The organism is Nocardioides sp. dk884, from assembly GCF_009557055.1.
Taxonomy (GTDB): domain Bacteria; phylum Actinomycetota; class Actinomycetes; order Propionibacteriales; family Nocardioidaceae; genus Nocardioides.
Genome location: NZ_CP045649.1, coordinates 1056772 through 1069789, shown reverse-complemented (window position 1 = coordinate 1069789; position 13018 = coordinate 1056772). Strand labels below are relative to the sequence as shown.

Here is a 13018-nt window from a genome sequence, read left to right as displayed (position 1 = left end):
GCCCCCCGTCACCCCCAGGAGTACCGATGGCCCGACAGGCCTCCACCTCGGTCCGCCCGATCGCGCACCAGTCCCTCGTCGACCGCGTGACCGACGAGCTGCACCGCGCGATCCTCAACGGCGACATCGCCCCCGGCTCCGCGGTCTCGATCGTGGACCTGTGCGAGCAGTTCGCCGTCAGCCACATCCCCGTGCGCGAGGCCCTGCGCCGACTGGAGAGCGAGGGCGTCATCAGCCTGCGCCCCGGCCGCTCCGCGCTCGTGGCCTCGCTCAGCGCCGAGGACCTCACCAACATCTATGAGCTGCGCAAGCTCATCGAGGGCGAGCTCACCGTGCGGGCGATGGCCTCGATGCGCGAGGAGTACCTCCAGACCGCCGACGAGGCCCTCGCGGAGTACGTCGGGATCGTGCGCGAGCCGGCCCTGCTGGCCGCCAAGCACCACGCGTTCCACGAGGCGATGCTCGACCACGTGCTCGGCAGCGCGGACCGGCGCGTGCTGGACCTGCTGTGGAAGTCCTCGGACCGCTACCTGCACCTGCTGATGGACAACCTCGACCGCGAGCCGGAGACCCAGCAGAGCCGCATCGACGAGCACAAGGAGCTCCTCACGCTCGCGCGCGCCGGCGACACCGAGGGGCTCAAGGCCGCCTGGATCGCCCACCTCGACAGCACCCAGCAGGCGATGCTCCAGGCACTGGCAGCCCGGGGCGAGACCTCCGCCTGACCTCGATCTCGCTCAACGAGCGCGACGTCGATCACGCGGCCAGAGCTTCCGAGGCCCCCCGGGGTCTCACGGGAACGAAGCCCGGACTCCTCAGGAGTCCGGGCTTCGCCGTTCCGGGGCCGTGAACGGGGTCAGCGGGCGGTGACCAGCGGCGCGGCGAGCGACCACGGGCGACCGTCGACGACGTCGGTGCCCTTGCTGACGAAGCGGTTGGTCGCGCACTCCGGGCGCAGCGACACGGTGGTGAGCGACTCGCGGGCCACGACCAGCTCCGGGCAGCTGATGACGCCGGCGAAGCCGGTCTCCCAGCCGTCGCCCCACAGCGTGAAGTCGGGCGAGAGCGGCACGGCGGCGCCAGTGCGCTCCGCGCCGGTGCGCCGGGAGCCGGCGACCAGGTTGACCCGGTTCTCCGCGGCGCGCTCGCGCAGCAGCAGGTCGAGGTCGTGCGACTCGGCGGCGCTGAACGGCACCGCGACCACGTCGGCGTCCTGGAACGCCGCGAGCCGGAACGCCTCCGGGTAGAGCGCGTCGTCGCCGACGAGCACCACCAGGCGGCCGAAGTCGGTCTCCAGCACCGTGACCTCGTCACCGAGCTCGGTGTGCCAGGCGGCGTGCCGGGCGCTGCGGTGCAGCTGCGGCTGCTCGAGGACCACGCCGCGCTCCCCCACCACCAGGCCGAGGTGGCGCGCACCATCGACGACGCTGGTCACGACCAGGGTGGAGGTGCCGGCCAGAGCGGCGGCGATGTCGGCGGCCGCGAGCCCGGCGCGTGCGGGCGTGCTCGCCGTACCGTCCTCGTGGGCGGCGAGCTCGGGGAGCACGACCAGGTCGGGGCCCTCGGCGATCGCCTTGGCGAGCAGTGCCGCGACGTCCTCGCCCGGGGCGGGCGCGACGACGACCGCGGTGGCGCGCGGAGCGCCCGCGGGCGCCCGGCGGCCCCGTGGCTCCTCGGCGATGGGGCCGTAGATCTCGGGACGGCGCGCGGCCATCAGGTCGGTGCCGTCCGGGCGCCGCTTGTCGTCGGCCGCCTCGACCTCGATGTCGGCGACGACGACCGCCTCCCCGGTGCGCGGGCCGCGGGCGACCACGGTGCCGTCGGGGGCCACGATCTGCGCCTCGCCCGCACCGTGGAGGCGCTCGACCGGCACGCCCACGCGCTCGGCGACCGCCTGGATGCTGTGCTCGGGGACCAGCGGGCCGACCTTGTTGCCGGCGACGACCCACACCTTGTTCTCGACCGCACGGACCGGGACGTGCAGCGTGGCCTCGTCGAGGGCGAAGGAGTTCACGCTGTTGAGCAGCACCTGGGCGCCCTCGACCGCGAGCATCCGCGGGGTCTCGTTGATGACGCCGTCCATGCAGGAGTACAGGCCGAAGCGGGCCACCTCGGTCGCCACGACCGGTGAGCGGTCCACGGCGGTGTCGATGTGGTCGCGCTCGCTGCCCATCAGCACCTGCTTGTCGCTCACGCACAGCACCTCGCCGGTGGGGCCGAAGAGCACGTTGCTGCCGCTGACGCGCCCGTCCTCGCGCAGCAGGGTCAGGTTGGCCATCAGGTGCAGCTCGTGGCGCGCGGCGCGCTCGGCGAGGGCCGCCACGAAGTCGCCGTCGAGGGTCACGGCCTTCTCCCGTGCGTGCTCGCGCGAGCCGTACCAGGAGACGTGGTTGCAGAACTCCGGGAGCACGACCACCCGGGCGCCCTGAGAGGCGGCCTCGTCGATCGTGCGCAGGCAGGTCGCGAGGTTCTCGGCGACGTCCTCGGTGGCGGCGAACTGGACGGCGGCGACGCGTAGGACGGACAACTTTGTCTCCTATATATCTTGTACGATCTTGCACCAAGCGTTGCACACCAGGTTCCACGACAGGAGCAGATCTCATGACCGACACGCACGACGTGGCACCGGAGCGGCCCGCCCGGGAGGCCGCTGACGCCTCGTCCGGCGTGGCCGCGTCCTCCACCGTCACCCTGGACGTCTTCCCGAGGCGTCCCGCACGCAGCGTCGACCTCTCCAAGCCGGCTCCTCTCGGCTGGTGGCCCGCGATCGTGATCGCGCTGGTCGCGTTCATCGACCGCGTCGAGATCAACCTGATCTCCGGTGCCCTGCCCGCGATCCAGGACCACTTCGGCTTCAGCGACACGGTCGCGGGCGCGATCCCTACCTCCGCCAGCCTGGCGGCCGCGATCCTCCTCCTGCCCGCCGGGCGCCTCGCCGACCGGGCCCCCCGCGTGGTGACGATCTTCGTCGTCGTGCTCATCTGGTCGATCTGCTCGGTGCTGAGCGGCCTGGCGACCAGCCTGGTGATGTTCTTCGCCGTCCGCGTCCTCATCGGCGCCGCCGGCCAGCTCTACAACCCGCCGGCCTCCAGCCTGATCGCCGACTACTACCCCGCCCGCAGCCGCGGCAAGGCCTTCGGCTTCGAGCGCGCCGGCTACTACATGGGCCTGCCGACCGGCGTCATCCTCGGCGGCGCGATCGCCGAGGCGATGGACTGGCGTGCGGTGTTCTTCGTCGCGGCGGTGCCCGGCCTGGTCGTGGCGCTGCTCGTGCTCACCCTCAAGGAGCCGCTGCGCGGCCTGGGTGACCGCATGGACCGGCTCCGCGGCGGTGCCGTGGAGTCCGACGGCGCCCACGGCGTCCTCACGGCGTCGAAGAGCTCACTGCTCGCCGAGGCCCGGGGCCTGCTGAAGGTCAAGACCCTCAAGGGCATCATCTTGGGCCAGGCGCTGCTGTCGCTGGGCGTGGCCGGGCTCTTCTACTGGCTGCCCACCTTCCTCCAGCGCACCGAGGACCTGGGCTACGACGCCGCCTCGGGCCTCGCCGGCGGCGTGGGCGGCACCGGCATCGTGATCGGCATCATCCTGGGCAGCCGGATGGGCGACAAGTTCCACGGCATCCGTCCGGGCTGGCGCATCAAGGTCGCGACCGGGTTCCTGCTCGTCGGTGCCGTCGCGCTGACCGGCTCGGTCCTGCTGCCGGGGCTGTGGCTGCGGATCGCGCTCGTCTGCGTGGCCTGCGCCGGCTTCGCCGCCGCCATCCCCAACCTGACCGCCGCCTCCGCCGACGTCGTGCCGGCGGACCGCCGGGGCATGGGCTTCGCCCTGCTCACCTTCCTGGTCACCCTCGGCGGCGCCGTCGGCCCGCTGCTCATCGGCGTCACCTCCGACCTGATCGGGTCCACGTCGTACGACGGCGAGCCGCTGGCCCTGGCCATGCTGGTCCTGGTGCCGGCGATGTTCGCCGCGGTGCTCGCACTGCTGTGGATCCGCGACACCTTCGAGGACGACGCCGCCGCCGCTGCGGCGGCCTCGCACGCCTCGCCCGACACGGTGGCCTGACCCGGCAGACACCACGAGCGCCCGGCTCCTCCCGCGAGGGAGGGGCCGGGCGCTTCGTCGCCTTCCCCGAGTCGGCGCGTGTGGCGGCGCGAGTCGGCGCGTGTGGCGGGGCCGCGGGGCCCTTCCCACGGACCGTCGACGCTTCCCCCGTCGTACGACGCGTGTGGAGCGGCAACAACCCCGCGTTACAAGCAAACGCCCGCCCCCGGCACGGAGGCCGGGGGCGGGCGGTGGGTACTGCTGGGCGCTGGGCGCCGAGGGCGGGGTCAGCCCCAGATGCGGATGACGGCGCGGCCGGGGAGCTGCGGGGCCGGGGTGCCGGCGGGCAGGTGCAGGTAGCGCTGAGTGTCGGGCCAGACCAGGTCGGCGTCGCTGTCGAAGACCGCGCCGGCGACGTCGTCGCGGACCTCGATGGTGCCGGGCAGGGTGGCGCTCGGGCCGCGGACCAGGCCCGGGGCGATCGGGACGACGTCGAGCTTGCCCGGGCGCTCGGCCTCGCCCTCGCTCCAGCCACCGGGCGTGCCGGTGAACCAGACGACGGCGCGCGTGCCGGGCTCGGTGGAGGTCGCCGCCCGGGTGGCGTGCGGCTCGGCGACGAGCAGCTCGCCGGTGCCGCAGGTGCGCCCGCTGATGTGCAGGGCACCGGAGACGACGACCATCTCCTCACCGGCCGGCTGATTGCCGGTCACGTCGCGGCGCCAGCCGTCGGGGAAGCCGACGAGCACGGCGCGGTAGGGCCGCTCCGCGTCGGCGTGGAGCATCACCATCCCGGCCGGCACGTCGGCGCCGGCCACGGTGTGCTGGCCCCAGGTCAGGTCTGGGGAGTCGAGCTCGACGATGCTCATGCAGGTCCTCCGGTCAGGTCGCGCGGGGCGATCGCCCGCAGCTGGTCGATGGCCTCGGCCTCGGACACCACGTCGGCGTACTTGGCGTCGAGGTCGAAGAGGTTGGCCTCGTGCACACCCGCGTCGCGGTCGCCGCTCGCCTCGCGCACCACGAGCGGGCGGAACCCGCTCTGCAGCGCGTCCAGCGCCGTGGCCCGCACGCAGCCGCTGGTCGAGAACCCCAGGACGTACGTCGTGTCGACGCCGAGCGCCCGCAGGGTCGAGGCGAGCGAGGTGCCGAAGAAGCCGGAGGCGTACTGCTTGGACACCACGAGCTCGCCGGGCAGCGGCGCGGGCGCGTCGGGGGCCTCGGCCCACGGCGAGCCCTGCTCGAAGGCGGCCAGGCCGGGCACCTTGACGCCGAACCAGCCGGCGTCCTTGCGGCCGGGGGCGAGACGGACCTCGGTGAACAGCACCGGGTGGCCGGCCGCGCGGGCCGCCTCGACGACCCGTTCGGCACTCGCCCGCGCCGCCTCGAACCGGCCGCCCTCGTCGGTCAGCGGACCGCCCGCGAGGTAGGCGCGGCACACGTCGACGACGATCACCGCCGGCGAACTTCCCGGGCCGATGCGGCCCAGGAAGCCGGCCGAGGAGTAGTCCGCGGAGCGCTCGGTCGCCATCGCTTCAGATCACGCCGCGCTCGAGGAGCGCGGCGCGCTCGTCCTCGGAGAGGCCGAGCAGGTCGCCGTACACGTCGCCGTTGTGCTGGCCGAGCTCGGGACCGGTCCAGCGGATCGACCCGGGCGTGGCGGAGAGCTTGGGCACGACGTTCTGCATGGCCAGGCTGCCGAAGGACTCGTCCGGCACCCGCACGATGGCCTCACGGGCCTCGAAGTGCGGGTCGGTGAGCATGTCCTCGGCCTTGAAGATGCGACCCGCGGGGATGCCGTTCTCGTGCATGAGCGCGAGCAGGTCCTCGGAGTCGACCGTGCGGGTCCACTCCGAGATCAGGTCATCGAGCTCGGCCTGGCGCTCGCCGCGGCCGGTGTGGGTGGCGTACTGCCCCTCCTTGGCCAGCTCGGGGCGGCCCATGGCCTCCGCGAGACGACCCCAGACGCTGTCCTGGTTGGCCGCGATCAGCACCATGCTGTCGTCGGCGGTGGGATAGACGTTGCTGGGCGCGACGTTGGGCAGGATCGCGCCGGTGCGCTCGCGCTGGTAGCCCGCGGCGTCCCACTCGGTCACCAGGCTCTCCATCATGGCGAGCACGGCCTCATAGATCGCGGAGTCCACGACCTGGCCCTCGCCGGTGACGTCGCGGTGGCGCAGCGCGGCGAGCGCGCCGATGGTGGCGTGCATCGCGGCCAGGGAGTCACCGATCGAGATGCCGGTGCGCGAGGGCTGACGGTCGGGGTCGCCGACGATGTAGCGCAGCCCGCCCATCGCCTCGCCGATCGAGCCGTAGCCCGCGCGCTTGGCGTAGGGCCCGGTCTGGCCGTAGCCGCTGACCCGCACGAAGATGATCTTGGGGTTGACGGCCTTGAGCTGCTCGTAGCCCAGGTTCCACTTCTCGAAGGTGCCGACGCGGAAGTTCTCCACCACGATGTCGGCCTGCTCGACGAGCTTGAGGAAGATCTCCTGACCCTCGGCCTGGCGCAGGTCGAGGGTCACCGAGCGCTTGTTGCGCCCGACCACCGGCCACCACAGCGACTTGCCCTCGGCGGCGGTCGCCCGCCCCCACTGGCGCATCGAGTCGCCGATGCCCGGGGGCTCGACCTTGATCACGTCGGCGCCGAGGTCGCCCATGAGGGTGCCCGCGAAGGGTCCGGCGAGGAGCTGGCCGGCCTCCAGGACGCGCACTCCGTGCAGCGGGCCGGTTACGGTCTCGGAACTGGTCATGGCACTGATCGTATATCCGATATCATCGGCCCGCACCCGAGACCCCGAGGACTGGGACACACCGTGACGACGCACCCGACCGCCCCTGGCAGCACCCCCGCCGCACCGCCCGCAGCACCGGTCGAGATCGTCGAGGTCTCCCCACGCGACGGGCTGCAGAACGAGAAGCGGGTACTGCCCACCGAGATCAAGGCCGAGCTTATCCGCCGTTCCCTCGACGCCGGACTGCGCCGCATCGAGGTCACCGCGTTCGCCCGCCCCGACCGGGTGCCCCAGATGGCCGACGCCGAGGACGTGCTGGCAGCGGTGCGTGACGACGCGCGCCTGCAGTCGATCGGACTGGTGCTCAACCGCCGCGGCCTGGACCGCGCCGTGGCCGCCGGCTGCACCGAGATCACCGCGGTGGTCGTCGCCTCCGACGGCCTCGCGCTGCGCAACCAGGGCGCCGACACCGCCGCCCAGATCGCCGCGTGGCACGACATGGCCGCCGCCGCCCGCGACGCCGGCGTGCGGGCCAGCGTCATCATCGCGGCGGCCTTCGGCTGCCCCTTCGACGGCCCCGTATCGGTGGCGCGCGTGCTCGAGGTGGCCAAGGGCTGCCTGGACGCCGGACCCGACGAGCTCGCGATCGCCGACACCATCGGCGTGGGCGTGCCGCGTCAGGTCACCGCGATCGTCGGCGGACTGCGCGACCTGGGCGCCGACGTGCCCCTGCGTGCGCACTTCCACAACACCCGCAACACCGGCTACGCCAACGCGCTGGCCGCGATCGAGGCCGGCGTGAGCGTGCTCGACGCCTCGACCGGAGGGATCGGCGGGTGCCCCTTCGCCCCGGGCGCGACCGGCAACATCGCCACCGAGGACCTGCTCTACCTGCTGCAGCAGTCCGCGATCCCCACCAGCGTCCCGCTCGACGCGGCCCTGGTCGCCGAGACCGGCACCTGGATCGCCGAGCAGCTGGGCCTGCCCCAGGCCCCCGCGATGCTCGGGCGCGCCGGCGGGTTCGGCGCACCGATCCTCTGAGCGACGGTCGGGGCCGCTCGACCCACCCGCACAGACCGCACCGACGGCGTACTGGCGCTCGGCGGGCGATCCGCCCTATATTGCGGGTTCTGGAATAGAGTTTCGCAAGGCGGAACACCACGGAGGGAAGTCAATGACCGCAGGACCGCTCACCGGCTACACGGTGATCGACGCGTCGACGATCCTCGCGGGCCCGCTCGCCTGCCAGATCCTCGGGGACTACGGCGCCGACGTCGTCAAGATCGAACATCCCGCGAAGGTCGACGGCATGCGTGGCCACGGCCCCGCGAAGGACGGCACGCCGATCTGGTGGAAGGAGATCTCGCGCAACAAGCGCACCGTGGGGCTGAGCCTCAAGGAGCCCGACGGCGCGGCGCTCTTCCTCCGGCTGGCCGCCACCGCCGACGTCGTCGTCGAGAACTTCCGCCCCGGCACCCTGGAGCGCTGGGGCGTCGGCCCCGAGCAGCTGCACGAGGTCAACCCCGGCCTGGTCATCGTCCGGATCACCGGCTTCGGCCAGACCGGCCCCTACGCCTCGCGCGCGGGCTTCGGCACCCTCGCGGAGTCGATGAGCGGCTTCGCGCACCTCACCGGCCAGGCCGACGGCCCCCCGACCCTGCCTGCGTTCGGCCTGGCGGACTCCATCGCCGGCATCGCGGCCTCCTCGGCCGTCTCGATGGCGCTGCTCGCCCGGGAGCGCAACGGCGGCCGCGGCCAGGTCATCGACCTCGACCTGCTCTCGCCGATCATGACGGCTGTCGGTCCCGGCCCCACGGTCTACCAGCAGACCGGGGCCATCGGCACCCGGCACGGCAACCGCTCCACCAACAACGCCCCGCGCAACACCTACGAGACCTCCGACGGCCACTGGGTGGCGATCTCCACCAGCGCCCAGGCCATCGCCGAGCGGGTCCTGCGCCTCGTCGGCCACCCCGAGGTCATCGAGGAGCCGTGGTTCGCGGCGGGCAACACCCGCGCGCAGCACGCCGACGAGCTCGACGAGTACGTCGGCTCCTGGATCGGTGCCCGCACCCGCGACGAGGTCGTCGACGCCTTCACCGAGGCCGGCGCCGCGATCGCCCCGATCTACTCCGCCAAGGAGATCGTCGAGGACCCGCACATCCGCGAGACCGGGATGCTCACCGAGGTCGAGGACCGCGACTTCGGTCCCCTGCTCCAGCACAACGTGATGTGGCGGATGTCGGAGACGCCCGGCTCGATCCGGTTCACCGGTCGCGAGCACGGCGAGGACACCGACGTCGTGCTCGGCGAGCTCGGCCTGAGCACCGAGGACCTCGCCGACCTGCGCAGCCGCTCCGTCATCCGCTGACATCCGCACTGGCCCACGCCCGCACCTGCACGCACCGAATCCGAGGACAGATGACCGACTCCACCACCGCACGCCTCCTGGACGCCGCCGCTGCCGGCCTGGAGATCTTCGACCTGGGCCGCACGCTCACCGTCGGCATGCCGCAGTCGCCCAACCACCCGGCGTACTGGCACGCGCTGCCGCGCCGCCACGGCGACATGGTGCGCTCGGACGGCGGCTCGGCGGCCAACGACATGATCTCGATGGGCACCCACGTCGGCACCCACATCGACGCGCTGAGCCACGTCTCCCAGGACGGCAAGCTGCACGGCGACCTCGACGCCGAGGCCGCGCAGGTCGGTGGCCGCTTCCTCGAGCACGGCGCGCACACCATCAAGCCGATGGTGCGCCGCGGCGTCCTGCTCGACGTGCCCGGCACCCTCGGCGTGGACCGCCTCGAGCCCGGCCAGGAGATCACCGTCGCCGACCTCGAGGCCACCCTCGCCGCCCAGGGCACCGAGATCCGCGAGGGCGACGTCGTGCTGGTCCGCTCCGGCTGGGGCCAGCACTTCGACAACGGCGACGGCGACCTCTACCGCGGCCTGTCCACCGGCGTGCCCGGCGTCTCCGAGGCCGGCGCGGCGTTCCTCGCCGGGCACGGCATCCACGCCACCGGCGCCGACACCATCGCCTACGAGCAGCTGAAGCCCGGCGCCGGCCACGGCCTGCTGCCCGCCCACCGGGTGCTGCTGGTCGAGTCCGGCATCTACATCATCGAGGCGATGGACCTGGAGGCGCTCGCCGCCGCCGGGGTGCACGAGTTCCTCTTCGTGCTCTCGCCGCTGAAGTTCTTCGGCGCCACCGGCTCCCCGGTGCGCCCGCTGGCCGTGGTCGGCGCATGAGCTACGCCCCCGCCCCGCACGCCCGCCCGGCCGGCAACCCGACCGGCGAGGAGTCCGGCGGCCCGACGCTGGCCCAGCAGCTCGCGGCCTTCGCCGTGGACGCCGCGAAGAACGGCGTACCGGCCGACGTCGTGGCCTCAGTCGGCCAGCGCACCCTCGACGTGCTCGGTCTCTGCGTGGCGGCCCACCGTCTCCCGACCAGCGCCGCGGCCATCGGCCACGTGCTCGACCAGGGCGGTCACCCGCAGGCGACGGTCGTCGGCGAGCCGACCCGGGTGAGCGCGATCCAGGCCGCGTTCGCCAACGGCGTGCTCGCGCACTCCCTGGACTACGACGACACCCACCTGCCCTCGGTGCTGCACCCGTCCGCCTCGGTGGTCCCGGCCGCGCTGGCCGCCGCCGAGCACGCCGGCGCCAGCGGCGAGCTGACCGTGCGGGCGATCGCCGTCGGCCTCGAGGTCGCGGTCCGCCTCGGCATGGCCGGGTACGACGCCGAGCTGGGCAACTCGGTCTTCTTCGAGCACGGCCAGCACGCCACCTCGATCACCGGCGCGATGGGCTCCGCGGTCGCCGCGGCGATCGCCTACGGGCTCGACGAGGCCGGCGTCGCCGACGCGCTCGGCATCACCGCCTCGCTGGCCTCCGGCATCATCGAGGCCAACCGCACCGGCGGCACCGTCAAGCGCCTGCACTGCGGCTACGCCGCCCAGGCCGGCGTCACCGCGGCCCAGCTGGTGCGCCGCGGCTTCACCGGTCCCCCGACCGTCCTCGAGGGCCGCTTCGGGTTCTTCCAGGCCTGGCTGCACGGCCAGTTCTTCCCCGAGGCGATCACCGCGGGGCTGGGCACCGAGTGGTCGGTGCCGGGCATCTTCTTCAAGCCCTACCCGGCCAACCACTTCACCCACACGACCGTCGACGCCGGTCGGGCCTTCCGCGAGCGCGGGCTGCGCCCCGAGGACGTCGTCTCGGTCGTCGTCGGCGTCGCGGGCTCGACCGTGCGCACCATCGGCGAGCCGATCGAGGTCAAGCGGACCCCGGCCACCGGCTACCAGGCCCAGTTCTCCGGGCCCTACGCGTTCGCCGCGGGGCTCTTCGGCGGCGGCGGCCTCGGCACCGGGCTCGACGACTACACCGACGCCCTCGCCCAGGACCCGGCCCGCCGGGAGCTGATGGCGAAGGTCGACGTGGTGGCCGACGAGCGGTGCAACGAGATCTACCCCTTCCAGTTCCCGGCCGTGGTCACCGTGACCACCACGTCGGGTGAGGTCCTGGTCGAGGAGGTGCTGGCCAACCGCGGCGGTCCGGCCAACCCCCTCTCGGACGCCGAGCTGGCCCGCAAGTTCAGCGACAACGTCGCCGGCCGGCTGGCTCCCGAGGTCGCCGAGTCCGTCAGCTCTTCGGTGCTCTCGCTCCACACGGCCACCGACCTGGTGTCCGTCCTCACGCCGCTGTCCACGTTCACCGAGCAAGGAGAATCCGAGTGACCGAGTACGACGTCCTCCTCACCAACGTCAAGGCCGTCCTGCCCGGCCACGACGAGCCCCAGACCGTCGACATCGCCGTCAAGGACGGCAAGTTCGCCCGGATCGAGGCCGGCATCCCGGCCGGCTCCGCGGCCCGGGTCGTCGACGCCGGCGGCAAGGTGGCCTTCCCCGGCGTCGTGGACGCCCACCAGCACTGGGGCATCTACAACCCGCTGCCCGAGGACGTGCGCACCGAGTCGCGCGCCTCGGCCCAGGGCGGCGTGACGACCTCGCTGTCCTACATGCGCACCGGCCAGTACTACCTCAACAAGTCCGGCGACTACGCCGACTTCTTCCCCGAGGTGCTCGCCCTGACCGAGGGCAACGCGACCATCGACTACACCTACCACCTCGCGCCGATGAGCAAGTCGCAGATCGCCGAGATCCCGGCCCTGGTCAAGGACCACGGCGTGACCTCGTTCAAGGTGTTCATGTTCTACGGCTCGTACGGCCTGCACGGGCGCAGCAGCGACCAGTCGCAGTTCCTGATGACCCCGGAGGGCGAGCGCTACGACTACGCCCACTTCGAGTTCGTGATGCGCGGCGTGCAGAAGGCCCGCGAGGAGAACCCGGAGATCGCCGACCAGATCTCGCTCTCGCTGCACTGCGAGACCGCCGAGATCATGGCCGCCTACACCAAGATGGTCGAGGAGGACGGCACCCTCACCGGGCTCCCGGCGTACTCCGCCTCGCGTCCCCCGCACTCCGAGGGCCTCGCGGTCACGATCGCCTCCTACCTGGCGCACGAGACCAACCTGCCCACCATCAACCTGCTCCACCTCACCAGCCGCAAGGCGGTCGAGGCGGCGCTGACGATGGCCGCGGCGTTCCCGCACATCGACTTCCGCCGCGAGGTCACCGTGGGCCACCTGCTCGCCGACTGCGACACCGCGCACGGCGTCGGCGGCAAGGTCAACCCGCCGCTGCGTCCGCGTGAGGACGTCGAGGCGCTGTGGGACTACCTGCTCGACGGCAAGATCGACTGGGTCGTCTCCGACCACGCCTGCTGCAAGCAGGAGCTCAAGTTCGGCGAGCCCAAGGACGACGTCTTCGTGGCGAAGTCGGGCTTCGGCGGCGCGGAGTACCTCCTCGCCGGCATGGTCTCCGAGGGCCGCAAGCGGGGTCTGGCGTTCGGCCGGATCGCCGAGCTCACCGCGACCAACCCCGCGCAGCGCTACGGCCTGGGTGCCACCAAGGGCGCCATTGCCGTCGGCAAGGACGCCGACCTCGCCCTGGTCGACATCGACCACGCCTGGACGGTGCGCGCCGAGGACTCGGTCTCCAGCCAGGAGTACACGCCGTTCGAGGGCGCCGACCTGACCGCGAAGGTCACCGACACCTTCCTGCGCGGCCAGCAGATCATGACCGAGGGCGTCGTCACCGACGAGACGCCCGGGCGCTACCTGGCCCGCCCGACCGCCTGACCGCGGCCCGCAGCACAGCGACGCCCGCCGCTCCCTTCCGGGAGCGGCGGGC

Annotated in this window: 11 protein-coding genes; 7 read left to right on the top strand and 4 right to left on the bottom strand. The window is 72.8% G+C overall.

What is annotated here, in order from left to right:
- Positions 1-26: 26 nt before the first annotated feature.
- Positions 27-725: a GntR family transcriptional regulator gene (locus tag GFH29_RS05230; protein ID WP_153322362.1), complete on the top strand. Its 699-nt coding sequence runs from the start codon at positions 27-29 to the stop codon at positions 723-725.
- Positions 726-856: 131 nt separating this feature from the next.
- On the opposite strand, the gene GFH29_RS05225 is transcribed toward GFH29_RS05230, so the two are convergent.
- The gene (locus GFH29_RS05225; protein ID WP_153322361.1) at positions 857-2527 is read right to left on the bottom strand and encodes a carbon-nitrogen hydrolase family protein; all 1671 of its coding nucleotides are present in this window, start codon (positions 2525-2527) and stop codon (positions 857-859) included.
- Positions 2528-2601: 74 nt separating this feature from the next.
- On the opposite strand from GFH29_RS05225, the gene GFH29_RS05220 reads away from it, so the two are divergent.
- Complete coding sequence (locus GFH29_RS05220; protein WP_153322360.1) at positions 2602-4062, top strand: MFS transporter; 1461 nt, start codon at positions 2602-2604, stop codon at positions 4060-4062.
- Positions 4063-4328: 266 nt separating this feature from the next.
- On the opposite strand, the gene GFH29_RS05215 is transcribed toward GFH29_RS05220, so the two are convergent.
- From GFH29_RS05215 to GFH29_RS05205, 3 genes are read right to left on the bottom strand one after another with little or no spacing between them, the layout of a single operon-like run.
- The gene (locus GFH29_RS05215) at positions 4329-4907 is read right to left on the bottom strand and encodes a hypothetical protein (RefSeq protein ID WP_153322359.1); all 579 of its coding nucleotides are present in this window, start codon (positions 4905-4907) and stop codon (positions 4329-4331) included.
- Entirely contained in the window at positions 4904-5566 is a 663-nt protein-coding gene (locus GFH29_RS05210) for an isochorismatase family protein (protein WP_153322358.1), read from the bottom strand. The genes GFH29_RS05215 and GFH29_RS05210 overlap by 4 nt, the downstream gene beginning before the upstream one ends.
- Positions 5567-5570: 4 nt before the next feature.
- Positions 5571-6785: a CaiB/BaiF CoA transferase family protein gene (locus GFH29_RS05205; protein WP_153322357.1), complete on the bottom strand. Its 1215-nt coding sequence runs from the start codon at positions 6783-6785 to the stop codon at positions 5571-5573.
- Positions 6786-6848: 63 nt separating this feature from the next.
- Here GFH29_RS05205 and GFH29_RS05200 point away from each other — a divergent pair, with 63 nt between their 5' ends.
- From GFH29_RS05200 to GFH29_RS05180, 5 genes are all read left to right on the top strand, one after another.
- A complete protein-coding gene (locus GFH29_RS05200; RefSeq protein WP_153322356.1) occupies positions 6849-7808 on the top strand; it encodes a hydroxymethylglutaryl-CoA lyase in 960 nt (319 codons plus the stop codon).
- A 133-nt stretch (positions 7809-7941) separates the two neighbouring features.
- Positions 7942-9138 carry a CaiB/BaiF CoA transferase family protein gene (locus tag GFH29_RS05195; protein WP_153322355.1) on the top strand — a complete coding sequence of 399 codons (1197 nt, stop codon included), beginning with the start codon at positions 7942-7944 and terminating at the stop codon, positions 9136-9138.
- Positions 9139-9188: 50 nt separating this feature from the next.
- Positions 9189-10019, top strand: coding sequence for a cyclase family protein (locus GFH29_RS05190; RefSeq protein ID WP_153322354.1), 831 nt, complete (start codon positions 9189-9191; stop codon positions 10017-10019).
- A complete protein-coding gene (locus GFH29_RS05185; RefSeq protein ID WP_153322353.1) occupies positions 10016-11503 on the top strand; it encodes an MmgE/PrpD family protein in 1488 nt (495 codons plus the stop codon). Before GFH29_RS05190 ends, GFH29_RS05185 begins: the two co-directional genes overlap by 4 nt.
- A complete protein-coding gene (locus GFH29_RS05180; RefSeq protein ID WP_153322352.1) occupies positions 11500-12966 on the top strand; it encodes a dihydroorotase in 1467 nt (488 codons plus the stop codon). Before GFH29_RS05185 ends, GFH29_RS05180 begins: the two co-directional genes overlap by 4 nt.
- Positions 12967-13018: the final 52 nt, after the last annotated feature.